Here is a 24,033-nt window from a genome sequence, read left to right as displayed (position 1 = left end):
CTACTTGACCGCCGCCTCGGCTGCGGCAGCAGGCGCCGGGTTTTCCTTGAAGAACTTGTTCAGTTCGCCCAGCATCAGCGCCCACCAGTCGACCACATCTGCGAAGTTCTTCTGGTTGAGGCCCCCGATCGTCGCCACATCATAGCTGACGGCCAGCGATTTGTCGTCGGCCACGGCCATCTGACTGAACCGCTTGTTGCTGTTCCACTTGTTCGCCAGTTCCAATGTGTTCGCGCCATCATCCTCAAAGCTGATCTGGAACTGGATCGAACCGCATTTCTTCCCATCTTCGCATTCGTAGAAGAAAATCGAATAATTATAACCGTTGGCCGCGCTTTCGATCATCGGATTGCCGGTGGTGCTGCTTTTCGACAGGACAGCCTTATACCCGGCGGCCTGCACGCCATCGGCAACCGATTGCGGATTGCTGGCGCACACCATGCTTTTGCCGCACGGCTCCTCATCCAGCGCGAAAGCGGGCAGGGAAAAGGCAGCGGCTGCAATGGCAAGGCTCGTCAGGATAAGGCTCGTCAGGATATGGCGCATTTGAGGTCCTTCATCGATTTTTCCGTCCTGTGCCGCCATCGATAACGGCTTGTCAAATTGTTCATGTTATGTTCTAATCCTGTATGGCCAGCGAAAAAGGCAGAGGCGCAACGCGGAACGAAGCAAGCGGCCGCTTCAACATTCCCCATCGGGAAGCGGATGGAGACTGGCTGGATGCCTTGCCCGCAATCGATGGCCTTGCTCCGCACCGCCGCACGAGCGTAACGATAGAGCGCGCGCGGCGCATCATTACTCGAAACAATTCCCCGGACATCGCATTCAGCCAGTCCATCAATGCCTATCGGGGATGCGAGCATGGCTGCATTTATTGCTTCGCAAGGCCAAGCCATGCCTATCACGACCTGTCGCCGGGCCTCGATTTCGAAACGTGTCTTTTCGCCAAGCCCGACGCCGCCAAATTGCTGAAAGAGGAACTGTCGCGAAGCAATTATAGGGTTGCGCCCATCGCCATGGGCACCAACACCGACCCCTATCAACCGATAGAAAGGGAATGGCGGATCACACGCCAGTGCTTGGAAGTGTTAGCCGAATGCCGCCATCCGCTGTTCATCACCACCAAATCGAACCGCATATTGAGGGACATTGACCTGTTGTCGGACATGGCGCGCGACCGGCTGGTTTCCGTGGCGATTTCGCTCACGTCGCTCGATCCTCTGGTGGCGCGCACGCTTGAGCCTAGGGCGCCCCATCCTCTGCGCCGGCTGGATGCGATCCGTCAGCTTGCAGAGGCCGGAATCCCGGTTCTTACCAGTATTTCGCCCGTCATTCCGGGGATCACCGATCATGAAATAGAGGCTCTCGTCGCGCGGGTGGCGGATGCTGGAGCCCGCGAGGTCAGCTACATTCCGATCCGCCTTCCACACGAAGTCGCACCTCTATTCAGGGCATGGCTGGATGAGCATTACCCGGATCGGGCCGGAAAGGTGATGTCCATCATCCGCGACATGCGCGGCGGAAGGGATAATGATCCGGACTTTCGCACACGCATGCGCGGCCAGGGCGTATGGGCCGATCTGATCCGTACCCGCTTTATCAAGGCACGGATGCGGGCAGGCCTCACCGGAGAGCGCCTGACCGTCAGGACCGATCTTTTCCGACCCCCGGAAGGACCGCAAATGCGCCTTTTCTGAGAAAATTCCCATGCTTGCATCCACCAACACCCCTTCCACATCGGCCGGGCGCTCGATATTGGGTGTTCAAGGGGGAGTCGTCCGAACCGATCACACATGCCCCGCTTTATGCGGATCGACCCGCTGGTATGAGCGATGCAGACTCTCGGAACATATTTGAAGAATGCGGAATCTTGCGAACATCGCGACTGGCTTGACTGAGGAAAGGCATCGATGACCAATCTTACGGATGATTTCAAACAGGCGATGCGTCGCCTTGCCACCACCATCGCCATTGTCACCGCTGGCAAGGGCGAAGAATGCACCGGCATGGCGGCAACGGCCGTCATGTCCGTAACCGCCGATCCCCCGACCCTGATCGTCGCGGTCAACCGCAATGCCAGCATCGCGCCGATCCTGGCGGACGAGGAAGAATTCTGCGTCAACCTGCTTGCTGCCCGGCATCAGGGGCTGGTAGGCATCTTCAGCGGCCAGAAAAAGGGGCGCGAGCGCTTCGAAACAGGCGACTGGCAGTTTAACCCTGACGGTCCGCCAGTTCTGGGCGACGCCGTCGCCAGCATGATGTGTCGTAAGTCCGGCGCTTTCGAGGTATCGACCCACATTCTTTACACCGGCGAAGTCACCGGCATCGTGAACCATCCGGAAATCGATCCGCTGGTCTGGGTGGATGGAACCTTCGCCTCGGCAGCGCGGCTGAAAGACTGACTCTCCATCGCCTGTGTTGGCTCGTTTCAATCCATAGGGGAAAAGGGGCATCGGCCTCTTTTCCCGGCACAGGCAGGGAGCGTACGCTCATCCTCAATCGGCAATCGTCACGCGCTTACCGAACACCCGCATCCTATCCGCCGGCCACCAGCCGCAAACCAGCCCGCCGGTTGCGCGCTCTATAGCCATCCGCCTTCGGCTCCATCCGTTCGAACGTATGAATCGCAAGCCCGGGAATCAGCGCAATCGCATCCACCTGATCCGCCCCGATGGTATAGTCATCCCCCAGGAAAATCCGCACAGCTTTCCCATCCTGCACCGGCGCGCGCAGGAACACTTCGCTCCGTCCGCCTCGCGCCCGCGACAATAGTTGCGCCAGCGCCGCCACCGATGTCGGATCGCTCGCATTTACCGTCAGTTCCATGCGCGATGCGTTGGCAAGCTGCCGGAAAGGCTCCACGCCCCGGACAGTGACGCGCGGCGTTTCCTCTCCCGGCAAACGGTCCAGTTCCACCATCAACAGCGCGCAATCGCCCTCACGCGCCATTTCCTCAATGGCCTTGCACGCATCCTCATCGAAGCAACTCGCCTGAAACTGCCCGCTATTGTCTGAAAAGGTCGCGGCGGCATAGCGCGCCCCGCGCTTCGTCTCGCGCCAGCGCACATCCTCGACCATCGCGGCCATCACGCCATTGACGCGCCCACCTTCGGCTACCGGCTCCGAACAGATCGTCCCATAGCTCTTGGCCCCGCGCGCATCGGCCAGATGCCGATAACGATCCACCGGATGCGCCGAAAAATAAAAGCCGAACGCTTCCTTCTCCTGCGCCATGCGATCCGCCGTTGACCAGGTCTGATGCGGCGGAATGTGGACATCGGCATGGGGCGTTTCTTCTCCGCCGAACAGCCCGCCCTGCCCGCTCGCCCGAGCCTCCGCGTTACTCGCAGCAACGGTCAGGATCGTCTCGGCCGCCGCATGAACCCCTGCGCGGTCCGCATGAATATGATCGAAAGCGCCCGCCGCAGCGAGGCTTTCCAATTGCCGCCTGTTAAGCAGCCGTGGTTCGATCCGATCAGCGAAATCATCGAGGCTCTTGAACGCCCCTCGCGCTTCCCGTTCCTCGACGAGTTGCTCCATCGCCTTTTCACCCACGCCTTTGAGGCCGCCCAGCGCATAGCGTACCGCAAAGCCCAGACGCGGATCGTCGCCTTCATATTCCACCGCCTCGACCGAGAAATCCGCCTCGCTCCGGTTGATGTCAGGCGCCAGGCAGGTCAGCCCCATGCGCCGCATATCGTCCACGAACACAGTGAGCTTGTCGGTCAGGTGGATATCGAACGCCATCGACCCGGCATAGAACTCCGCCGGATAGTGCGCCTTGAGCCACGCGGTTTGATAGGCGAGCAAGGCATAAGCCGCCGCATGGCTCTTGTTGAAGCCATAACCCGCGAACTTGTCGATCAAGTCGAACAACTCATTGGCCTTGGCCGGCTTGATGTCGCTCCTGGCGCAGCCCTCCACGAAGCGGGCGCGCTGCGCGTCCATCTCCGCCTTGATCTTCTTGCCCATGGCGCGGCGCAGCAAGTCGGCGTCGCCCAGCGAATAGCCCGCCAATATCTGCGCGGCCTGCATCACCTGTTCCTGATAGACGAAGATGCCGTATGTTTCTTCGAGGATCGGTTTCAGGAGAATATGAGGATATTCAATCTCCTCCTGCCCGTTCTTGCGACGGCCGAACATCGGGATATTGTCCATCGGGCCGGGGCGGTAAAGCGACACCAGCGCGATGATGTCGCCGAAATTGGTTGGACGGACGGCGGCAAGGGTTTTCCGCATCCCCTCCGATTCCAACTGGAACACGCCCACCGTATCGCCGCGCTGGAGCAGGTCGTAGACCGCCGGATCGTCCCAGCTCAGGCTGTCGAGATCGACCTCGACGCCTCGCCCCGCCAGCAACTGCACCGCTTTCTGCAACACCGACAGCGTCTTAAGGCCGAGGAAGTCGAACTTCACCAGCCCCGCGCCTTCGACATATTTCATGTCGAACTGCGTCACCGGCATATCGGATCGCGGATCGCGATAGAGCGGCACCAACTGACTCAGGGGCCTGTCCCCAATCACCACGCCCGCCGCATGGGTGGAGCTATGGCGCGGGAAGCCTTCCAGCTTCATCGCATAGTCGATCAGCCGCCGAACCTGCCCGTCATTGTCATATTCCGCCCGGAACTCGGACACGCCGTTCAGGGATCGCTCCAGCGTCCATGGGTCAGTCGGATGGTTGGGCACCAGCTTGGCGAGCCGGTCGACCTGCCCGTAGCTCATCTGGAGCACGCGTCCCGTGTCCTTCAGCACCGCGCGCGCCTTCAGCTTTCCGAAGGTGATGATCTGCGCCACATGGTCCGCGCCATATTTATTCTGAACGTAGCGGATCACCTCGCCCCGCCGCGTTTCGCAGAAGTCGATGTCGAAGTCCGGCATCGACACGCGTTCCGGGTTCAGGAATCGTTCGAACAGCAGCCCCAGTTGCAACGGGTCGAGGTCCGTGATCGTCAGCGCCCACGCCACCACGGAACCCGCGCCCGAACCACGTCCCGGCCCCACCGGAATATCATGCGATTTCGCCCATCTGATGAAATCGGCAACAATCAGGAAGTAACCGGGAAAGCCCATCTGGACGATAATATCCGTCTCGAACTTCAGCCGCTCGAAATAAGGTCGCCGTGCGTCTTCATCACTGATGCCCAGTTTTTCCAGCCGCGCTTCTAGTCCGGCCACGGCCTGTTCGCGCAGCATCTGCGCCTCGCCTTCGATATCACCCGCGAGGCTGGGGAGGATCGGCTTGCGCTTGGGCGCGGCCACCGCGCAACGCTGCGCCACGACCAGCGTGTTCGACAGCGCTTCGGGCAAATCCTCGAACAGCCTTTTCATCTCCGCCGCCGGTTTCATCCAAGCATCGGGAGAACTGGTGCGGCGGTCCGGCGTCTCCACATAAGCGCTGTCGGCGATGCACAGCATCACATCATGCGCTTCATGGAAATGCGGTTCGGCAAAACAGGTCGGATTGGTCGCGACCAACGGCAGGTTACGCGCATAGGCCATGTCGAGCAGGTCGGGCTCCGCCTTCCCCTCGACGGGATCAAGCCGCCGGCAAATTTCGACATAAAGCCGGTCGGGAAACAAGACCTCCAGTCGCTCGACATAGGCCCGCGCAGCGTCCGGCTGGTCCTCTGCGAACAGCCGCGCGATGGCGCCTTCACCTCCCGCCGTCAAAGCAATCAGGCCATCGGTCCGCCCCTCCATCGCCTCCAGCGTGACATGCGGCACTTCCTCGACCGGACGGTCGAGATGCGCCATGGACACTAGCGCGCAGAGATTGTCATAACCCGCCGCGTCCTGCGCGTAGAGCGTCAGCCAATCGTGCACGGGCGGAGCATTGAGCGGGCGTCCCGGCCGCAATATCCCCAGCATCGCGCCGATAATCGGCTGCACCCCTTCGCTCTTGCAGGCGTCGGAGAAAGCCATGGAACCGTAAAGCCCGTTGCGGTCCGTGATCGCCGCCGCCGGAAAGCCCAGCGCCTTGGCCTGTTTGGCGATCTTCTTGGGATCGATCGCTCCTTCCAGCATGGTGAAGGACGACAATATGCGAAGGGGAACGAAACCGGCGTGAGGCATGGCGGCATTATGCACCCTCCCCGATTCGATGCCAGCCCTCATCATCGAAAGCTGGGGATAATTAAGGCAGATAGCGCTTGCGTTATGCATCCGAAATTGATCCTATCCCCGTAACGAACAGGGAGAGTGCCACATGAGGGACGTGAACCCGGTTTCCACCCCGCCCAGCATCGTCGTCAGGGCAAAAGCGATCATCCTCAAGCCCAAGGAAGAATGGGCCGTCATCGACGCCGAACCGGCAACCATCGGCGGCATCTTCACCGGCTATGTGCTAATCCTCGCGGCCATCCCGCCGCTCGCCGCGCTGATCGGCGGCCAGATATTCGGCTATGGCGCGCTTGGCATCACGTTCCGCCCTTCGCTCGTCGGCGCGATCAGCATGGCGATCGCCCATTATGTCTTCGCGCTGATCGGCCTCTTTGTCCTTGCCCTCATCATCGATTTCCTCGCACCCCAGTTCGGCGGCCAGAAGGACAAAGTGAAGGCGTTCAAGGTCGCCGCCTATTCCGGCACGGCGGGCTGGCTCGCGGGCATTTTCTCGCTGGTGCCTTCGCTCTCGATCCTCGGCATCCTTGGTCTCTACAGCCTCTATCTCCTCTATCTCAGCCTGCCGCGCCTGATGAAAGCGCCGGAGGACAAGGCGCTGGTCTATACCATCGTCACCATCGTCGCCGCCGCGATACTCTTCATCGTCGCGGGTGCGCTGGCGCGTCCCTTCGGCACGATGTTCGGCGGCGGCTATGGTCCGTCCACGGTCAGCGGCGAAATGACCGTCCCCGGCGTGGGCAAGGTCGACCTCGGCAAGCTCGACGCCGCCAGCAAGCAAATGGAATCCGCCGCGAAGCGGATGGAGGACGCCGCTCAGAACGGCACGTCCGCCGCCGTCGCCCCCGCCGCGTTGCAAGCGATGCTCCCTGAAAAGATCGGCCGCTTCACCCGCACGGAGGTCGAAAGCAGCGGCATGTCGGCAGGCGCTCGCGCCAGTGCGCGCTATGCCGCGGGCGATGACGACATCAGCTTGGAAGTCACCGACATCGCCGTCGCGGGGGCGCTTGCGGGCCTCGGTGCGGCGCTCAACGTCCAGTCAAATAGACAGACCGCGACCGGCTATGAAAAGACGGAAACCGTCGATGGCCGCATCGTGACGGAGGAATGGGACAGCGAAAGCCGTCACGGCAAATATGGCACTACGCTCGCCAATCGTTTCATGGTGGAGGCCAATGGCACCGTCGCCAACATCGACGAACTGAAAGCCGCCGTGAACGCCATCGGCCTCGACCGCCTCGCCGCGCTGGCGAAGTGAATGGCGTGAGGTTGAATGGCGGGTTTGGGTGGGGAGCGGACTGTCCGCTATTCCCATCTCCGTTCGCCCTTCGACAGGCTCAGCCCAAACGGATGTGGGTTGTCCGCCATGGGCCGGAAACAGCCGGAAATGACAGCCTGATCAGGCCGCTGCCCCTCCCGCATCTTCCTCCAGCCGCCCTTCATGCAGCCGCACCACCCGGTCCATCTTCTGCGCCAGTCGCTCATTATGCGTGGCAACAAGGGCAGCCGAGCCTTCCCCCCGCACCAACCGCAGAAACTCGGCCAGCACCACATCGGCCGTCCGCTCGTCCAGATTGCCCGTAGGCTCGTCCGCCAACACCAGCGCGGGCTGGTTCGCCAGCGCACGCGCCACCGCTACGCGCTGTTGCTCTCCACCCGATAGCTGGCTCGGCCGATGCTCCAGCCGATGCCCCAGCCCCAGTGACGTTAGCAGCGATTCGGCCCTCGCGCGCGCCACGCTCATTTCCGCGTCCCGGATCACCTGCGGCAGGATGACATTCTCCACCGCGTTGAAGTCCGGCAGAAGATGATGGAACTGATAGACGAAACCCAACGCGTCGCGCCGCAGCCGCGTCCGCCCGTCATTGTCCAGCTTTGCCGCTTCTTCGCCACCGATGCGAATGGACCCGTCGAACCCGCCCTCCAGCAGCCCCACTGCCTGCAACATGGTGGACTTGCCCGATCCCGACGGTCCGAGCAGCGCCACGATCTCCCCCGGCCCCACGTTCAGGTCGACGCCGCGCAGCACTTCGATGGTGACGCCGCCCTGCGTGAAGCTGCGCGTCAGCCCGGTGACCTTCAGAACATCATTCATAACGCAGCACCTGCACGGGATCGGTATTGGCGGCCTTGAACGCCGGGTAAAGCGTCGCGAGGAAGCTGAAGATGAGCGCCATCAGGCAGATGATGGTGATTTCCACCGGATCGGGCTTGGACGGCAATTCCGTGAGGAACCGGATCGACGGGTCCCACAGATTCTGCCCCGTCACGAACTGGATCGCGTTCACAAGGCTCTGCCGGAAGAACAGGAAGGTGAAACCCAGCATCATCCCCGCCACCATGCCCAGCGTGCCAATAGTGACGCCTACGGTCATGAATATCTTGACCAGTCCGCCCCGGCTCGCCCCCATGGTCCGCAATATGGCGATATCCCGCGTCTTGGCCCGCACCAGCATGATGAGCGAGGACAGGATATTGAACACCGCCACCAGCACGATGATCGAAAGCACCACGAACATCGCCACCCGTTCCACCGCCAGCGCCTCGAACAGGGATGCGTTCATCTGCCGCCAGTCGGTGATGACGGCGCGGCCCGCGACCTTTGCCGCCAACGGCTCCAGGATAGAACCCACCTTGTCGGCGTTCACCGTCTCCACCTCGATCATGCCGACCACATTGCCCAACAGCAGCAGCGTCTGTGCATCCTCGATCGGCATGACGACGAACGCCTTGTCATAATCGTAGACCCCGACCTCGAATATCGCCGCCACCTGATAGGAAACCTGCCGGGGCACCGTGCCGAAGGGAGTGGAGCGGCCCGCCGGATTGATGATGGTGATGCTGTCGCCCTTCTGGATGCCCAGATTCTCCGCGAGCCGCGATCCGATGGCGACCTTGTCGCTTCCCGGCGTCAGGTCGTTGAGGCTCCCGGCCAGCACCTTGCCCTTCAAGGTGGTGTTGGCGCGGATGTCAGGCGCGGTCATGCCGCGCACCAGCACCGCCTCTACCCGGCCCTGAAAGGTCGACAACAGAGGCTGTTCGATCAACGGCGTAGCGCTGGTGACGCCCGGCGTTTCCTTCGCCTGCTTTAATATGCTCTGCCAATCCGGCAATCGCCCGCCATAGCCCTGCACGACCGCATGACCGTTCAGCCCGACGATCTTGTCGAACAATTCCGCACGAAAACCATTCATCACGCTCATGACGATGATGAGCGCGGCAACGCCCAGCATCACGGCAGCCAGACTGATTCCAGCGACAAGGAAGATAAATCCCTCGCCTTTGCCGGGCAGCAGGTAACGCTTGGCGATCATGCGTTCATATCGGGATAGAATCATGACGGCGCGGACGGCCCCCTGGAAATTGGTTCGTTCGCCCATCTAGCAGGCTATGGGCCCACGGCAAGCATCTCGGCATTGTTGCAGCACAGCCACAGCCACGGGAGTAAAATCACAGCGGCAGGGAAATAGGCCGTGACAGCAGGGCACAGCCGCCATAGCAAAGCAATCGAAGCACAGGTAAACAAGGCCGTGGTTCAGGGATACTGCTTCCCGTTTTCAAGCTTAGGGGGCTGAGAAAACGGTTGAGGCAGACCAAGGGGGAGACGAGAAATCGTCCATCAGTGCCCGGATCGTGGAAACGCGATCCGGGCACTTTTGTTACATGCCAGCCTATCCACTCGATCTACGCCATGATGACGCCATGGCCACCTGAATCCCGTCTGCCCGGACTTCCGGCGCTGCACGATAAAATACCACATCGTCTGTGACATATGCGACGTCCGAGGAAAAACTTCCTGTCTTTCCTTCCCCTTGAAACCCGGTTTCGCCAAACCATATCGCTCCTGTTCGGTCGCCATCAGGGGCCGGACACAGGTTCGCCGGATGCCATATTTCGGGTCCGGCATGTTCATTTTGCTCTTTGGGAGATTATGACAATGCGTGGTTTTGACCTTACCCCCTATCGCCGCTCGACCGTTGGCTTCGATCGTCTTTTTGACCTCATAGAAAACAATGCCCGGTTGCAGCAGGGCGACAATTACCCGCCCTTCAACATCGAACGCCTTTCGGAAGATCGTTATCGCGTGACCTTGGCCGTGGCGGGCTTCCGCTCCGATGAGTTGGAGATCACCGCCCAGCAGAACTTGCTCCAGGTGTCCGGCCGCAAGGAGGAAACGCAGGCGACCGACCGTGCCAAATTCGTGCATGTTGGCATTGCCAACCGCAGCTTTGAGCGCCGCTTCGAACTCGCCGATTTCGTGCGGGTGGAGACAGCGGATCTCGCGGACGGACTGCTGACGATCGAACTGGTCCGCGAAGTCCCCGAAGCCATGAAGCCCAAGAAGATTGCCATCAACGGCGGTCAGCTCGTGGAAATCGGCAAGGATCGCGACGCCGCCTGATCGGCTCTCGATAAGAATTGCAGGGCGCGGCCTTCCCGGTCGTGCCCTTTTTCGTCACCGCATCAAATCTCGACCTGGCTGCCCAATTCGACCACGCGATTGGTGGGCAGGCGGAAGAATTCCATCGCGCTTTCCGCATTTCGCAGCATCCAGGCGAAGATCTTTTCCCGCCACAGCGGCATCCCCGGCTTGGCCGACGGCAGCAGCGTCTGCCGCGCCAGGAAGAAGCTGGTGTCCATCATCTTGAACGCCTGCCCGCAGCCGCTGACGTTCTTGAGCGCCGCCGGCACGTCCGGTTCCTGCATGAAGCCATATTGCAGCACCAGCCGGAAGAAGCCGCGCCCCAGATCCTCCAGCTTGCACCGCCCGTCATCCTCGACCACCGGCACGTCCTTGATCTTGACGGTCAGCAGGATGACCCGCTCATGCAGCACCTTGTTGTGCTTGAGGTTATGCAGCAGCGCATGGGGCACGCCATCGGGCGTCGAAGTCATGAACACCGCCGTCCCCGGCACCCGCACCGCGCTGTTGGCCGCTGACGCCACGAACACCGGAATCGGCATCGCCGCCTCCCGCAGGCGGTCCTGCATCAGCTTGCGCCCGCGCGACCAGGTGGTGAGCAGCGTGAAAACCACGAAGCCGATCAGCAGCGGGAACCACCCGCCGTCCGGCACCTTGGTCAGGTTTGCCGCCAGATAGGCGCCGTCCACGATAAAGAACACGGCCAGCACCGGCGCGGCATAATACCAGCGCCAGTGCCACAGGCGGAACAGCACCACCGTCAGCAGCAGATTGTCGATGAACATCGCGCCCGTCACCGCGATGCCATATGCCGCGGTCAGGTTGGACGATGTCTGGAATACCAGCACCAGCAGGATGACCATGATCATCAGCCCCCAGTTGACGAGGGGGATGTAAATCTGCCCCGCCGTGGACGCGCTGGTATGGGCAATCCGCAGACGCGGCATGAAACCGAGCTGTATTGCCTGCTGCGTGACAGAAAAGGCGCCGGAAATCACCGCCTGACTGGCGATGATCGCCGCCATGGTCGCCAGAGCCACCAGCGGCAATTGCCCCCATTGCGGGGCAAGGTTGTAGAAAGGGCTGTGCAGCGCCGCCGCGCCTTCGCGGAACAGCAGCGCGCCTTGTCCCATATAATTCAGCATCAGCGCCGGAAGCACGAAGGCCAACCACGACACACGGATCGGACTGCGCCCGAAATGCCCCATATCGGCGTAGAGCGCCTCCGCGCCCGTCACCGCCAGCACGACGGATCCCAGCGCCAAAAAGGCCGGAAGCGGATCGGTCACGAAGAACATAAACGCCCAATATGGGTTGAGCGCGAAAACGATCCCCGGCGTCTTGAGGATGCTGATGACGCCCAATGTCGCGATGGTCACGAAATAGAACAGCATGATCGGGCCGAACAACGATGCGACCCGGTTGGTCCCCCACCCCTGAATCCAGAAGAGGCCGAGCAGGATCAACACCGCCACAGGCAGAATGGCGGGGGCGAAGCCGGGATTATAGACCGCAAGCCCCTCCACCGCCGACAGCACCGACACGGCGGGCGTGATCATCGAATCGCCGTAGAACAGCGCCGTCGCGAAAACGCCCAGCAGGATGATGCCGCTCGACCAGCGCGGCGTCTTGGTCTGTCCGTTGATAAGCGCCAGCAGCGCCAGGCTGCCGCCTTCACCCTTATTGTCGGCCCGCATGATGATCGAGACATATTTGAGCGTCACGACCAGCATCATGGACCAGAACATCAGGCTGATGACGCCCAATATATGATCCGCGTCGAGATCGAGATGATGATGCCCCGCAAAGGTTTCGCGAAAGGCATAAAGCGGGCTGGTGCCGATATCGCCAAAAACGATGCCGATCGCGCCGACGACCAGTTTAGCGGTCGCCTTCTGCCGCACATGGCCGTGACCATGATCTTCTTCCGTTGCAACGGCTGTGCCGTTGCCTGCCTGTTCAGCCATGAAAGAAACGCCGAATAATCATGCTTTTCCGACACCTGTGCAAGGGGCGACCTTTATGCCCTGCAAACCGCCGGCCCCTATCACGCCTCCCTCACCCGTGCAATGCGCCTGTGTCGGCTGTTTCTATTCGGGACGCGGGCCTTCCGATGCCATCAGAACGTCGATACGCGCGATATTGGCCTTCAGTTCGGCCTTGAGCTTGCTGCCTTCGGGCAAGGTCTGCTCCAATGGCGCCCAAAGCGCGCGCGCAGGTTGCAACTGACCGCTTCTGGCGAGCGCCAGCCCATAGAAGAAACGCGGCGCGATCGCCTTTTCGTCAACGGCCATGGCCCGGCGATAAGCGAAATCCGCACCCGGAGACACCACGCCATCGGCATGAACCACCAGCGCATTGCCAAGACCAAGCCAGAGATTGGGATCGTCGGGCGTCTGGCGCAATCCGGACAACAGGATATTGGCGGCTTCCTTGCTCTTGCCCTGACGCCCCAGCCCATCGGACATCATCAACCATTGCCCCGCGGGGCCATAACGTTCGGCCAGCGCCCGGCGCTGCTCCGCCAACCCCTCGTCAAATGACGCCGCCTGCGTTCCGGCCGCCTTCCGTGGCGCGCCCGCAAGGCCCGGATTTCCCTGCCACGCATAGCCCGCCAGCCCGATCAGCAGCGCGGCGGCGGTGATTTCCCGCGCCATCCGGGGAATGGAAACCACATAGAAAAGAATAAGCAGCACGAGCAGCGCAAGGCTCGCGGCGATCACCCATCCCGTCATGACCGCCTGCCTTTCCTGATTCGCCCACGCAGCAGCAGCAGGCCCAAAACCAACAACACGATCGGGGCGCCCCAGAGCGGCCACACTATCGGGTTCGCTGTCGGCTCATAACTCACCCAGTCGCCATAACGCTCGATCAGCCAGGCGCGGATATGTTCCGGCTGTTCGCCCGCCATGACGCGCTGCCGGATTTCCGAGCGCATATCGGCCGCCATGCTGGCGTTGCTATCCGCAATGGACTGGCTCTGGCAGGTAAGGCAGCGGATCGTTTCCATGAGCGCGCGCGCCTTCTTCTCCAGCGCCGGGTCATCGATCTGCCGGTCGGCATAGGGCGCGGGCGGCAGGGCCGTCTGCGCCAGCACCGGCGCGCTCGCCAGCAGGAGCAGAAGGGCAAGCGACACCCTCATTGCGCGCTCTTCAGCCGGTCGAGGATCATCGGCACGTCATCGGCGCGAATATCGCCGATATGCTGATAGGCAATCCGTCCCTTGCCATCGATCACGAACGTCTCGGGCACGCCAGACGAGCCAAGCGCGATCTGCACGGCGCTGCGAGCATCCAGCCCGATGCGGGCATAGGGATTGCCATAGCGGGCCAGAAAGCGGTCCACATCCGCGCGCGCATCGCGAATCGCAATGGCGTCGATCTCCACGCCCGCCTGCCTGAGCGCCATGAGTTGCGGCGCTTCGGCCGCGCAGGGCACGCACCAGCTTGCAAAGATATTGAGCAGGCGCGGCGTGCCGGTCGCCAGATTGGCGCTCGTCAGGGCGGGCCGGTCGCTCGATGCGGCGGGAAGAGCGAAGGCGGGCAAGGGCTTGCCCACCATCTTGGAGGTTATGAGGCGGTCGTCGGGCTTCAGAAGCCCGCTCGCGAACAGCCCGAAAAAGCCGAGGAAAAGGACCAGCGGCAGCCAGATCAGCATTTTCCTCATGCGATTGCCCTCGCCCGCCATTTCAGCAGCCAGCCGCGCCGCTCCCGGCCCAGCAGCGCCAGCGCGCCGCCCAGCGCGATCATGATCCCGCCCAGCCAGATGAAGGTCACGAACGGCTTCCACCAGATGCGGACCTGCCACCGGCCATCGTCGGTTTCCTGCCCCAGAACGACATAGAGCTGCCCGTTCCAGCGCGTCAGCAATGCGGCTTCCGTCGTGGTTGTCGGCGGAGAGGCGAAAAAGCGCGATTGCGGATGGATGGCGATTGCCGTGCCTCCGCCCCGGCTCGCCGTCATGTCCGCCTGCAACGCGGTCCAGTTATCGCCCGCGATCGGCATGATCTTGTCGAAATGCAGGGTCCAGCCCGCCGTCTCGATCCTATCGCCCGGCCGCGCCGCGACCAGCTTTTCCACCGTAAAGGCGGAATCGGACGCCATGCCGCCCAGACTGACCGCACAGCCCAGATGCGCGATCACCATACCCCAGGTGAAAAGCGGTGTGCGGCGCAGGTTCCGCTTCCACAGCGGCCCAACGCTCCCCACGGCCACCGCTCCGGCGACCACAAGCCCGGCAAGTGGCAATATGCCGATCCGCCCCCATGCCAGCGCAACCACGAGAGCCAGCACAACCAGCGCCACGATGGCCGGAACCATCATGCGCCCCGCCACCACGGCAAAACGGTCCCGTCGCCACCGGGTGAGCGGCCCAGCCATCATGGCGATCATCAGGATCAGCGCAATGGGGCCAGCGATCCGGTCGAAATAAGGCGCGCCGACGGACACCTTGTGACCGAACGCCTCCGTCATCAGTGGATAGAGCGTCCCGATCAGCACCAGCCCCAATATGACCGAAAGCAACAGGTTGTTGATGACCAGCATTGTCTCACGGCTCACCAGTTCGAAGGGCGCGCCTTCCCGCACCGCGCCGACCCGCCATCCGAAAAGCGCGAACGCGCCACCGATGTAAATCGCCAGCAACCCCAGAATGAAGGTGCCCCGCTCCGGGTCCACCGCGAAGGCATGAACGCTCGTCAAAATACCCGATCGGACAAGGAATGTGCCCACCATCGACATGGAAAAGGCGATGACGGCCAGCATCACCGTCCACGCCCGCAAGGCGTCCCGCGTCGCCAGCACCGTTACGCTATGGAGCAGCGCGGTCGCCGCCAGCCAGGGCATCAGCGAGGCATTCTCCACCGGGTCCCAGAACCACCAGCCGCCCCAGCCCAGTTCATAATAGGCCCAATAGCTGCCCGCCGTGATACCGAGCGTCAGCATGACCCATGCCGCCAGCACCCACGGCCGCATCGCCCGCGCAAAGCCCGCATCGACCTGCCGGGTCAGCAAAGCTCCAACCGCAAAGGAAAAAGCGACCGAAAGTCCGACATAGCCCAGATAAAGTGTCGGCGGATGAAAGGCGAGGCCGGGGTCCTGCAACAAGGGATTGAGACCCTGTCCATCGGGCGGAGGAGGATCGATCCGGGCGAAGGGATTGGAAGAAAACAGCAGAAACGCATAGAAACCAAGGCTGATCGCGGCCTGCGCGCCCAGCGTCGCCATATGAGTGTCTCGCCTGAGCGCCCGCTCGAACAGGGCGACCGCGCTCCCGGCGAGGCCCATCACCGTGACCCAGAGCAGCATCGACCCTTCGTGATTGCCCCATGTCCCGGCGAATTTGTAGAGCCAGGGCTTCATCGAATGGCTGTTGGTGACGACCAGCATCACCGACATGTCCGACCGCAGAAACAACAGGACCAGCATCACGAACGCCAGCAGCGTCAGCAAGCCCTGCGACACCGCCACCGGGCGGACGGCGCCCAGCAATTCACCCTTGCGCCCCACCAGACCGAAAGCGACCAGCGCCAGTTGCAACAAAGCCAGCGCCGCGGCCAGCCAAAGCGCGGCCAATCCGGCTTCCGCGATCATTGCCCGCCCTTCATCTCGTGGGTTTTCTCATCATATTGCATCCCTTCCAGCTCGCGCGGCATGTAGCGTTCATCATGCTTGGCGAGCAGGTTGGTCGCGACGAAAGTGCCCTTCCCGTCAAAAGCGCCCTCGGCAACGACGCCCGATCCCTCGCGGAACAGGTCCGGCGCGATGCCGCTGAAGGTCGCGGGCACCGTGGCCTTGCCGTCCGTCACGTCGAAATGGATGGTCACGCCGTCAGCCGCATGTTTCAGGCTGCCCTTGACGACCATTCCGCCCAGCCGGATTGCCTTGCCCGGCTCGACGCCCTTCGTCTTCACGTCAGCGGGGGCGTAGAAATAGGCTGCCTCGTCCTTCAACGCCGACGCCGCCAGCAACCCCGCGCCGATCAGCGCAACCAGCGCAACCAGCGCCAGTATCAGCCTTTGATGTTTCGCCTTCACGTGCGCGTCCTGTCTTCCGCCTGTCCCTCGGCCTCTAGCATGGCGCGCCAGCTCAGGATAACGACCCCGGCGGTCGCAAGGAAGGCAAGCGCATAGGCGGCCGCCACGAATGCCCATTGATTCATCGCATCACCCCCGCGCCAGACGCTGCATCCGCGCCTCTACCCTGTTGCGCGCCAACAAAGTCCGCATCCGCATCAGCACGATCGCGCCGAAAAGCAGGCTGAACCCCAGGAGCGTCAGCCCCAGCGGCCAGAGCAGCGACCCGTCGATGCTCGACCCGCGCAGGGTGATGCTCGGCCCCTGATGCAAACTGTTCCACCACACCACGGAACGGTTGATGATCGGAATGTTGATCGCGCCCACCAGCCCGAAAATGGCCGTCACGGGGCTGACGCCGCCCTGCCCCTGCCGCGCGCTGGCATTGGCGAGCGCCATATAGCCCAGATAGAGGAACAGCAGCACCAGCATGGACGTCATCCGTCCGTCCCATTCCCACCATGTTCCCCAAGTGGGCCGTCCCCATATCGACCCGGTGGCGAGGCAAATCGCGGTGAACAGCGCCCCCGGCGCAGCGATGGCGCGTCCGGCAATCGCGGCCAGGGGATGCTTCCACACCAATTGCATCAGCGCCGCGATCGCTATCCCCGACCAACCGGCCATGCCCAGCCAGGCGGCGGGCACATGGACATAAAGGATACGGACCGTTTCCCCCTGCAGATAGTCCGCGGGCGTGACAAAAAGGCCGCAGGCGCAACCCGCCAGCGTCAGGACCAGGCCTGGCCACAACAGCCAGCCCGTCAGGGGCCGCGCGATCTTCAAAAAGCGGGCAGGATTGGCGAAACGATGCATCGGGGCGCTTCTTTAGACGCGCCTTGCCTGCAACGCCAGTGGGGCTTTTTCCGATATAAGGGGCGGTCCGGCGAAAACATGCCAAGCTTTTTTGTGCCAGGCAGGCGACAAATGACACGGGAGTGACTATATGCGCGGCATCGGCGCCCCGCTGGGGCGGACAGGATCGGCTATGGACCCGCTCACACCCATGTTGACTACACACCCGTTCGACGATGACAAGCTGCGTGAAGAATGCGGCATTTTCGGCGTTTCCAACGCTGAAACGGCTTCGGCTATCGTTGCGCTTGGCCTTCACGCCCTTCAGCATCGCGGTCAGGAAGCCGCCGGCATCACCAGCTGGGACGGCCATGATTTCCACACCCATCGCGCCATGGGGCATGTCGCCGGCAATTTCGACCGCGACGAGGTGATTCGCGCGCTCCCGGGCCATTATGCCTGCGGCCATGTGCGCTATTCGACCACGGGCGAAACCTCGCTCCGCAACGTCCAGCCGCTCTATGCCGAACTGAATTCAGGCGGCTTCGCGGTCGCCCATAACGGCAACATCTCCAATGCCATGAAGCTGCGCCGCGAACTCATTCGCCGTGGTTCCATCTTCCAGTCGACCTCCGACACCGAAGTCATCATCCATCTGGTCGCCACGTCGACCTACCGGACGCTGCTCGACAAGTTCATCGACGCGCTGAAACAGGTGGAAGGCGCTTACTCCCTCATCGTCATGACGCCCGAAGGCATGATCGCCTGCCGCGATCCGCTGGGCATCCGGCCGCTGGTGATGGGCCGTATCGGCGACGCCACCGTCTTTGCCTCGGAAACCGTGGCCTTCGATGTGATTGACGGCGAATATATCCGCTCTATCGAGCCAGGCGAACTCGTCATCGTCACGCATGACGGCGAAGTGCGGAGCCATCGGCCCTTCGGCGAAACGCATCCGCGCCCCTGCATTTTCGAGCATGTCTATTTCAGCCGCCCCGATTCGATCGTGGACGGTTCCAGCGTCTATTCAGTCCGAAAGGCCATCGGCGCCCAGCTCGCCATCGAAAATCCGGTGAATGCCGATCTGGTCATCCCCGTGCCCGACAGCGGCGTCCCGGCGGCTTTGGGCTATGCTCAGCAATCGGGCATTCCTTTTGAGCTGGGCATCATCCGCTCGCACTATATCGGCCGCACCTTCATCCAGCCGGGTGACAAGGTCCGCCATCTGGGCGTGAAGCTCAAGCACAACGCCAACCGCGCGCTGATCGACGGCAAGCGCGTCGTGCTGATCGACGATTCGATCGTGCGCGGCACCACCAGCCTCAAGATCGTGCAGATGATGCGCGAAGCGGGCGCGGCCGAAGTCCATATGCGGATCGCCAGCCCGCCCACGCGGCATAGCTGCTTCTACGGCGTGGACACGCCCGAACGCGGCAAGCTGCTGGCGCATCGCCTGGACATCAAGGGCATGCAGGATTTCATTCAGGCGGACAGCCTGTCCTTCGTATCCATCGATGGCCTCTACAAGGCGCTGGGCGAAGCGAAACGGGCCGACATCCGCCCGCAATATTGCGATGCCTGCTTCACCGGCGATTATCCCACCACGCTCACCGATCAGGATGATGCCGTGGTTCAGAACCAGTTCGAAATGCTGGCTGAAAGAGTGGTCTGAGTTTCAGGCCACCCCTCCCTCCGCCGCTCTCCACCCCTGACGCGCCTCACCCTGCGTGAGCACGATTGGATGTTTCATCATGACCGATACCCTTCCTCTTTCCGGCAAGCTCGCGCTCGTGACCGGCGCCAGCCGGGGCATCGGCGCCGCCACCGCTGAGGCACTGGCGGCGGCGGGCGCGCATGTCATCCTCACCGCCCGCACCAGCGGCGGGCTGGAGGAAGTGGAAGAACGCATCCATGAAGCCGGCGGCCATGCGACCATAGCGCCGCTCGACTTGATCGACGGGGAAAGCATCGGCAGGCTCGCTCAGGCCATCAGCGGCCGGTGGCAGGCGCTCGACATCCTCGTCCTCAACGCCGCCACCCTGGGTTCGCTGGCCTCGGTTCCCGCCATCGACGCCAAGGAATTTGCGCGCCAGTTGACGCTTAACATTGCCGCACCGCAGGCGCTGATCGCCGCCTTCGACACCATGCTCCGCGGTAGCAAGGATGCACGAGTCGTCGCGCTGACCTCCTCCGTGGCCGCCACGCCCCGCGCCTATTGGGGCGCCTATGGCGCATCCAAGGCCGCGTTGGAAACACTGGTCGGCGCCTATGGCGAGGAAGTGAAGAACATCTCCGCCATCCGCACCCACATCGTCGATCCGGGCGCCACCCGCACTGCCATGCGCGCGCGGGCATTCCCCGGCGAAGATCCCGCAACGCTGAAGGAACCCAAGGTCGCCGCCGCCGCCATTGTCGACATGATTCTGGCCGATACGCCGACCGGCTATCGCACGCGGATCGACTAACGCACTGATATTCAGTCGGGCTTGGCCAGCGTCACCTGCGCGACATCGATGGTGCCGCCCAGGAATCCGCCTTCGCAATACATCAGATAATAGCGCCACAAATCCACGAAATGTTGGTCGAAACTGGCTGGCAACTGTCCCGCGTCGACCGCGCGCTCGAACGTCTCGCGCCAGCGCCGCAGCGTTTCGGCATAGTGCAGGCCAAAGCGCGATACGTCGCGCCATTCCAGCCCCTGCTGCTCGGCAAGAGCACGGAACCGGCTTTCAGAAATCAGCATCCCGCCGGGGAAAATATAGGTCTGGATGAAGTCCGCGCCGCGCGCATAGTCTTCGAATATCGCATCGTCGATCAGGATATACTGGATCGCCGCACGGCCGCCCGGCTTCAGCAGCCGATGGATCGCGGCCAGATAATCGGGCCAATAACGCTGCCCCACCGCTTCCACCATCTCCACGCTGGCGATGGCGTCATATTGCCCCTCCGCATCGCGATAGTCGGTCAGCAGGACGGCGGCGCCCGACCCCAGCCGGTCACGCGCATAATCCGCTTGCTCGGTCGAGAGCGTCAGGCCGTCATAGCGCACGCCCCACCGCTCCATCGCCCGCTCGCCCAGCCCGCCCCAGCCGCAGCCGATCTCCAGCAGGGCAGCCCCGTCGCGCAGGTCGAGCCGGTCCAGAATCGCATCGACCTTTCGCCGCTGCGCCGCCTCCAGACTCTCCGTGCGATCTTCCGGATCAAGGAACAGCGCACTCGAATAATGCATGTCCGCATCGAGCCAGAGCGCGTAGAAATCATTCCCCAGATCATAATGATAGGCGATGTTCCGGCGCGATCCGATTCGGCTGTTTCGCCGCGCCCAGTGCAGCGCGCACCCGGCCCATCTCACCGGCCCCCTCGGCCGCGCGACATTGCCCAGCGCCACGGCATTCCTCATGAACAACGCGAAAAGCGGCACAGGATCGGGGCTGGTCCATTCGCCCGCGGCCCATGCCCGATACCAGCCGACCGAACCGCCGGTCGCCAACCGCAATAGCGCGCGCCAGTGGAGGACATGCACCTCGCAAACCGGCCCGGCTCCCCGTCCGCCCAGAATCCGACGTGTGCCGTCCGGCAGCACAGCCTCCAGCGCGCCGGCCTCAAGCCCCTTGTCGATCCTGTCCAAAAGCTTGTGAAAGCGCGGTCCGACCACCCTTGCCAACAGGCTGGCCGGGCCATGGGCGGGAGGACGCTGGACGTTCAGAGCCGCCTTTCCACGTCGGGGGTCGATCGCATTCATGACGCTCGTCTCTGCCTCAAGCCGCTCCCGGCCGCAATGCCGCACGAAATCCGATTCGATCCATGGACGTGCGCCGTTGCCATGCCTATTTCATGTCCGGATTGTTAATGTCGTCCCATGCCACGATGCCATGGCGGGATGCTATATATAGGGATCTGTGGCTTCCATGCCAAAGGATGAAGAACTGGGCTATCGCCCGTGCGTCGGGATCATGCTCGTCAATATGGAAGGGCAGGTCTTTGTCGGTCAGAGAATCGATAACCGGGCGGAAGCCTGGCAGATGCCGCAGGGCGGCATCGACGATGGCGAGGACGCGAAGGCGGCCGCCCTGCGTGAACTGGGCGAGGAAACCGGCATCCATCGCAAGCATGTGGAAATCATCGCCAAGGCGCGCGACGAGCATTTCTACGACCTGCCGCCTGAACTCGTCGGTCAGATCTGGGGCGGCAAATATCGCGGCCAGCGGCAGATATGGTTCCTTGCCCGCTTTCTGGGGGAGGACGGAGACATCGACATCGAAACGCCGCACCCGGAATTTCGCGCATGGAAATGGACGGCGCCTGAAACGCTGCCCGATCTCATCGTTCCCTTCAAGCGCAAGCTGTATCGCGACATCTTGCAGGAATTCCAGTCGCTCATCTGAACGGTTCATCCCATCGGGGTTATATTTCACGGGTGAGCGGCTATGACGGCGCGATGCGTCACCGTCTACTGCTCCTGCCATTGCCCTTGTTCGTCACATCCCTCGCCCATGCGGAGGAACCGCCTCTCCTGCCCCCCGCCGTGCGGGAGATGTTGGAAGCCGCCATCGCCAATGGCAATGAGACGGAGATCGTCACCGTCGCCAAGATCGCGCGGCAGACCAATCCCGCCTCGTCCGACGAAATCCAGCGGATGGTGGCGAGTTGGAAGGACCGGACCAAGGCAACCCATGATGCCGTGATCCGCGAGGCCCGTTTCATCGACCTGTGGACCGGACGGATCGAAGCGGGCGGTTTTCGCTCCACCGGCTCCACCAGCGAAATCGGCATCAGCGCCAGCGCGACTGCGACCCGGACCGGCATTGAATGGACTCACAAGTTCACCGCCAACGCCGACTATCGCCGCGCCAATGGCGTGACATCCCGCGAGCGTTATTTCACCAGCTATGAACCGCGCTATCAGTTCGATCCACGCGGCTTCGCTTATGGCCTCGCCCAGTTTGAGCGGGACACGTCGATCGGCTATGACGAACGCTACACGGCGTCGGCCGGTATCGGTTACAAGCTGATCGTCAGCAAGAAAGTCGACCTGACCGTGGATGCGGGGCCTTCCATCCGTCATGCAAAATATGTGATCGGCGCGCGCGAAACCAAGTTGGGCGGCCGTGCTTCCATGGACTTGGCGTGGCGCATCACCCCCACATTGACCTTCAAGCAGACCGCGTCGGGCTATGCCGAAAGCGATGTGGTCACCCTCAATTCCCTGACAGCACTGGAAACGAAAGTCACCGATCGCTGGTCGGCCGCCTTTTCCTACAATGTCCAGTATGAATCGGAAACGCTGCTTTCCGCCCGGGATTTCGACACGCTGACCCGCCTAACCCTCAGCTACGATTTCTGACCTTCCGCCTACAAATTTCACGAGGGGTGGAGAGCCGCGCCGCGCTCTGTTAGACCACCGGAAATGACAGCCATTTCACCCGTGGAACAGGCCGTTCTGGACCATGCGTCGGCGGCGCCGATGCTGGAGCAGGTGCAGGCATGGTCCGCCATCAACAGCGGCTCGCGCAATCTGGATGGCCTCGCCCGGATGGCGGCCCTGTTGGCCGACGCTTTTTCCGCTTTGCCCGGCGACATGCGCCTGATCGATCCTGCCCCGGTGGAAAACGTCTCCCCCGATGGCGCGCTGCTGCAAATCGATCACGGCCGCCACCTGCTCCTTTCCGTCCGCCCGGAAGCGCGGGTCCGTGTCCTGCTGACCGGCCATATGGACACGGTCTTCGCCTTCGATCACCCCTTCCAGGCGCAGCGATGGCTGGACGACGCGGTGCTGAACGGCCCCGGCGTCGCAGATATGAAAGGCGGTCTCGCCATCATGCTCGCCGCGCTTCAGGCCGTGGAAACATGGGAAGGCCGCGCCACTTTGGGCTATGACGTCCTCATCAACAGCGATGAGGAAGTGGGCAGTGCCTCCTCCGCCGGCCTGCTGCGGCAGAGGGCGGCGGGCAAGGTCGCGGCCTTCACGTACGAACCCGCTCTCCCCGACGGCACGCTGGCAGGCGCGCGGGCGGGCAGCGGCAATTTCTCCATCATCGTCACGGGTCGCAGCGCCCATGCCGGCCGCAATCCCGACGAGGGCCGCAACGCCCTGCTCGCCGCCGCCGACCTCGCACTGCGCCTCAAAGCGGCGAGTGGCAGCGGCTTTTCCTGCAACCCGGCGCGAATCGACGGGGGCGGCCCCAATAATGTCGTCCCCGACCACTCCATTCTCCGCGTCAATTTCCGCCCCCGCGCGCCCGCTGACGAAATCGCCGTCCGCCGCCTGATCGAAGACAGCATGGAAGCCGTCGCCCGCGACCATGAAGTCGCCATGCACCTCCACGGTGGCTTCGGACGTCCGCCCAAACCCATGGACGAAAAGGCGGAAAATCTCTTCAACCTCGTCCGCCGCTGCGGCGCGGATCTGGGCCTCTCGATCGACTGGCGCGACACGGGCGGGGTGTGCGACGGCAACAATATCGCGGCCTGCGGCGTGCCGGTGGTGGACACGATGGGCGCGCGGGGCGGCGCCATCCACAGCCCGGACGAATATCTGATGACGGACAGTTTGCCCGAACGCGCCCGCCTGTCCGCGCTGGCGCTGATGCGGATCGCGCAGGGGCATTATTGAGAGAGGATGACG

General features: G+C 62.6%; 22 protein-coding genes. 9 read left to right on the top strand and 13 right to left on the bottom strand.

What is annotated here, in order from left to right; all coding sequences use genetic code 11:
- Complete coding sequence (locus LDB26_RS06985; protein ID WP_257541337.1) at positions 1-546, bottom strand: YbjN domain-containing protein; 546 nt, start codon at positions 544-546, stop codon at positions 1-3.
- Positions 547-629: 83 nt separating this feature from the next.
- Between LDB26_RS06985 and LDB26_RS06980 the strand changes: the two genes are divergently transcribed.
- Entirely contained in the window at positions 630-1,697 is a 1,068-nt protein-coding gene (locus LDB26_RS06980; protein ID WP_257541335.1) for a PA0069 family radical SAM protein, read from the top strand.
- A 213-nt stretch (positions 1,698-1,910) separates the two neighbouring features.
- Positions 1,911-2,402 (top strand): flavin reductase family protein, encoded by a 492-nt coding sequence (locus LDB26_RS06975; protein ID WP_062065290.1) that lies wholly within the window; start codon positions 1,911-1,913, stop codon positions 2,400-2,402.
- Positions 2,403-2,535: 133 nt separating this feature from the next.
- Here the strand turns inward: LDB26_RS06975 and dnaE are convergent, their stop codons facing one another.
- Positions 2,536-6,075, bottom strand: a complete 3,540-nt coding sequence (dnaE, locus tag LDB26_RS06970) for a DNA polymerase III subunit alpha (protein WP_257542001.1) — start codon at positions 6,073-6,075, stop codon at positions 2,536-2,538.
- Positions 6,076-6,208: 133 nt separating this feature from the next.
- Between dnaE and LDB26_RS06965 the strand changes: the two genes are divergently transcribed.
- A complete protein-coding gene (locus LDB26_RS06965) occupies positions 6,209-7,378 on the top strand; it encodes a Yip1 family protein (protein WP_257541333.1) in 1,170 nt (389 codons plus the stop codon).
- 141 nt (positions 7,379-7,519) lie between these two features.
- Here the strand turns inward: LDB26_RS06965 and LDB26_RS06960 are convergent, their stop codons facing one another.
- Together LDB26_RS06960 and LDB26_RS06955 are read right to left on the bottom strand one after the other, a co-directional pair.
- Positions 7,520-8,215, bottom strand: a complete 696-nt coding sequence (locus LDB26_RS06960; RefSeq protein WP_257541331.1) for an ABC transporter ATP-binding protein — start codon at positions 8,213-8,215, stop codon at positions 7,520-7,522.
- Positions 8,208-9,458, bottom strand: coding sequence for a lipoprotein-releasing ABC transporter permease subunit (locus LDB26_RS06955; RefSeq protein WP_257541329.1), 1,251 nt, complete (start codon positions 9,456-9,458; stop codon positions 8,208-8,210). Before LDB26_RS06955 ends, LDB26_RS06960 begins: the two co-directional genes overlap by 8 nt.
- 599 nt (positions 9,459-10,057) lie before the next feature.
- On the opposite strand from LDB26_RS06955, the gene LDB26_RS06950 reads away from it, so the two are divergent.
- Positions 10,058-10,522: an Hsp20 family protein gene (locus LDB26_RS06950; RefSeq protein ID WP_062068772.1), complete on the top strand. Its 465-nt coding sequence runs from the start codon at positions 10,058-10,060 to the stop codon at positions 10,520-10,522.
- Between the two features lie 62 nt (positions 10,523-10,584).
- On the opposite strand, the gene LDB26_RS06945 is transcribed toward LDB26_RS06950, so the two are convergent.
- The 8 genes from LDB26_RS06945 to ccmC all read right to left on the bottom strand — a co-directional run bounded on the left by LDB26_RS06945 (position 10,585) and on the right by ccmC (position 17,429).
- Positions 10,585-12,510, bottom strand: coding sequence for a potassium transporter Kup (locus tag LDB26_RS06945; RefSeq protein WP_257541327.1), 1,926 nt, complete (start codon positions 12,508-12,510; stop codon positions 10,585-10,587).
- Positions 12,511-12,633: 123 nt separating this feature from the next.
- Entirely contained in the window at positions 12,634-13,278 is a 645-nt protein-coding gene (locus LDB26_RS06940) for a hypothetical protein (RefSeq protein WP_062065280.1), read from the bottom strand.
- Positions 13,275-13,685, bottom strand: a complete 411-nt coding sequence (locus LDB26_RS06935; RefSeq protein ID WP_257541325.1) for a cytochrome c-type biogenesis protein — start codon at positions 13,683-13,685, stop codon at positions 13,275-13,277. The genes LDB26_RS06940 and LDB26_RS06935 overlap by 4 nt, the downstream gene beginning before the upstream one ends.
- The gene (locus LDB26_RS06930) at positions 13,682-14,209 is read right to left on the bottom strand and encodes a DsbE family thiol:disulfide interchange protein (RefSeq protein ID WP_257541323.1); all 528 of its coding nucleotides are present in this window, start codon (positions 14,207-14,209) and stop codon (positions 13,682-13,684) included. The genes LDB26_RS06935 and LDB26_RS06930 overlap by 4 nt, the downstream gene beginning before the upstream one ends.
- On the bottom strand, positions 14,206-16,134 hold the full coding sequence (locus LDB26_RS06925; protein ID WP_257541321.1) for a heme lyase CcmF/NrfE family subunit: 1,929 nt from the start codon (positions 16,132-16,134) through the stop codon (positions 14,206-14,208). Before LDB26_RS06925 ends, LDB26_RS06930 begins: the two co-directional genes overlap by 4 nt.
- Positions 16,131-16,577: a cytochrome c maturation protein CcmE gene (gene ccmE / locus LDB26_RS06920; protein WP_257541319.1), complete on the bottom strand. Its 447-nt coding sequence runs from the start codon at positions 16,575-16,577 to the stop codon at positions 16,131-16,133. The genes LDB26_RS06925 and ccmE overlap by 4 nt, the downstream gene beginning before the upstream one ends.
- The gene (locus LDB26_RS06915) at positions 16,574-16,702 is read right to left on the bottom strand and encodes a hypothetical protein (RefSeq protein ID WP_257541317.1); all 129 of its coding nucleotides are present in this window, start codon (positions 16,700-16,702) and stop codon (positions 16,574-16,576) included. Before LDB26_RS06915 ends, ccmE begins: the two co-directional genes overlap by 4 nt.
- A 4-nt stretch (positions 16,703-16,706) precedes the next feature.
- Positions 16,707-17,429, bottom strand: a complete 723-nt coding sequence (gene ccmC / locus LDB26_RS06910; RefSeq protein ID WP_062065265.1) for a heme ABC transporter permease CcmC — start codon at positions 17,427-17,429, stop codon at positions 16,707-16,709.
- A gap of 172 nt (positions 17,430-17,601) precedes the next feature.
- Between ccmC and purF the strand changes: the two genes are divergently transcribed.
- Both purF and LDB26_RS06900 read left to right on the top strand, forming a co-directional pair.
- Positions 17,602-19,080 carry an amidophosphoribosyltransferase gene (gene purF / locus LDB26_RS06905; protein ID WP_062065262.1) on the top strand — a complete coding sequence of 493 codons (1,479 nt, stop codon included), beginning with the start codon at positions 17,602-17,604 and terminating at the stop codon, positions 19,078-19,080.
- A gap of 79 nt (positions 19,081-19,159) precedes the next feature.
- Positions 19,160-19,873: an SDR family NAD(P)-dependent oxidoreductase gene (locus tag LDB26_RS06900; protein WP_062065259.1), complete on the top strand. Its 714-nt coding sequence runs from the start codon at positions 19,160-19,162 to the stop codon at positions 19,871-19,873.
- Between the two features lie 11 nt (positions 19,874-19,884).
- Here the strand turns inward: LDB26_RS06900 and LDB26_RS06895 are convergent, their stop codons facing one another.
- A complete protein-coding gene (locus tag LDB26_RS06895) occupies positions 19,885-21,150 on the bottom strand; it encodes a cyclopropane-fatty-acyl-phospholipid synthase family protein (RefSeq protein WP_257541315.1) in 1,266 nt (421 codons plus the stop codon).
- A gap of 166 nt (positions 21,151-21,316) precedes the next feature.
- Between LDB26_RS06895 and LDB26_RS06890 the strand changes: the two genes are divergently transcribed.
- From LDB26_RS06890 to LDB26_RS06880, 3 genes are all read left to right on the top strand, one after another.
- On the top strand, positions 21,317-21,793 hold the full coding sequence (locus LDB26_RS06890) for an RNA pyrophosphohydrolase (RefSeq protein WP_197413599.1): 477 nt from the start codon (positions 21,317-21,319) through the stop codon (positions 21,791-21,793).
- Between the two features lie 53 nt (positions 21,794-21,846).
- Complete coding sequence (locus tag LDB26_RS06885) at positions 21,847-22,752, top strand: YdiY family protein (protein ID WP_062068770.1); 906 nt, start codon at positions 21,847-21,849, stop codon at positions 22,750-22,752.
- 63 nt (positions 22,753-22,815) lie between these two features.
- Positions 22,816-24,021 (top strand): hydrolase, encoded by a 1,206-nt coding sequence (locus LDB26_RS06880; protein WP_257541313.1) that lies wholly within the window; start codon positions 22,816-22,818, stop codon positions 24,019-24,021.
- Positions 24,022-24,033 lie beyond the last annotated feature (12 nt).

This window comes from Sphingobium sp. CFD-1 (assembly GCF_024611115.1).
In the GTDB taxonomy this organism is placed as follows: domain Bacteria; phylum Pseudomonadota; class Alphaproteobacteria; order Sphingomonadales; family Sphingomonadaceae; genus Sphingobium; species Sphingobium baderi_A.
This window is presented reverse-complemented; position numbering and strand designations above follow the sequence as displayed.

Bases quoted from the DNA above. Each gene is read 5' to 3' on its own strand.
- LDB26_RS06940 (WP_062065280.1), bottom strand. From the start codon at position 13,278: ATGACGGGATGGGTGATCGCCGCGAGCCTTGCGCTGCTCGTGCTGCTT.
- LDB26_RS06955 (WP_257541329.1), bottom strand. From the start codon at position 9,458: ATGATTCTATCCCGATATGAACGCATGATCGCCAAGCGTTACCTGCTG.
- LDB26_RS06935 (WP_257541325.1), bottom strand. From the start codon at position 13,685: ATGAGGGTGTCGCTTGCCCTTCTGCTCCTGCTGGCGAGCGCGCCGGTG.
- LDB26_RS06965 (WP_257541333.1), top strand. From the start codon at position 6,209: ATGAGGGACGTGAACCCGGTTTCCACCCCGCCCAGCATCGTCGTCAGG.
- LDB26_RS06895 (WP_257541315.1), bottom strand. From the start codon at position 21,150: ATGAATGCGATCGACCCCCGACGTGGAAAGGCGGCTCTGAACGTCCAG.
- LDB26_RS06975 (WP_062065290.1), top strand. From the start codon at position 1,911: ATGACCAATCTTACGGATGATTTCAAACAGGCGATGCGTCGCCTTGCC.
- LDB26_RS06945 (WP_257541327.1), bottom strand. From the start codon at position 12,510: ATGGCTGAACAGGCAGGCAACGGCACAGCCGTTGCAACGGAAGAAGAT.
- LDB26_RS06925 (WP_257541321.1), bottom strand. From the start codon at position 16,134: ATGATCGCGGAAGCCGGATTGGCCGCGCTTTGGCTGGCCGCGGCGCTG.
- LDB26_RS06890 (WP_197413599.1), top strand. From the start codon at position 21,317: ATGCCAAAGGATGAAGAACTGGGCTATCGCCCGTGCGTCGGGATCATG.
- LDB26_RS06980 (WP_257541335.1), top strand. From the start codon at position 630: ATGGCCAGCGAAAAAGGCAGAGGCGCAACGCGGAACGAAGCAAGCGGC.
- LDB26_RS06950 (WP_062068772.1), top strand. From the start codon at position 10,058: ATGCGTGGTTTTGACCTTACCCCCTATCGCCGCTCGACCGTTGGCTTC.
- LDB26_RS06960 (WP_257541331.1), bottom strand. From the start codon at position 8,215: ATGAATGATGTTCTGAAGGTCACCGGGCTGACGCGCAGCTTCACGCAG.
- LDB26_RS06885 (WP_062068770.1), top strand. From the start codon at position 21,847: ATGCGTCACCGTCTACTGCTCCTGCCATTGCCCTTGTTCGTCACATCC.
- ccmC (WP_062065265.1), bottom strand. From the start codon at position 17,429: ATGCATCGTTTCGCCAATCCTGCCCGCTTTTTGAAGATCGCGCGGCCC.
- LDB26_RS06985 (WP_257541337.1), bottom strand. From the start codon at position 546: ATGCGCCATATCCTGACGAGCCTTATCCTGACGAGCCTTGCCATTGCA.
- LDB26_RS06900 (WP_062065259.1), top strand. From the start codon at position 19,160: ATGACCGATACCCTTCCTCTTTCCGGCAAGCTCGCGCTCGTGACCGGC.
- LDB26_RS06915 (WP_257541317.1), bottom strand. From the start codon at position 16,702: ATGAATCAATGGGCATTCGTGGCGGCCGCCTATGCGCTTGCCTTCCTT.
- dnaE (WP_257542001.1), bottom strand. From the start codon at position 6,075: ATGCCTCACGCCGGTTTCGTTCCCCTTCGCATATTGTCGTCCTTCACC.
- LDB26_RS06930 (WP_257541323.1), bottom strand. From the start codon at position 14,209: ATGAGGAAAATGCTGATCTGGCTGCCGCTGGTCCTTTTCCTCGGCTTT.
- LDB26_RS06880 (WP_257541313.1), top strand. From the start codon at position 22,816: ATGACAGCCATTTCACCCGTGGAACAGGCCGTTCTGGACCATGCGTCG.
- purF (WP_062065262.1), top strand. From the start codon at position 17,602: ATGGACCCGCTCACACCCATGTTGACTACACACCCGTTCGACGATGAC.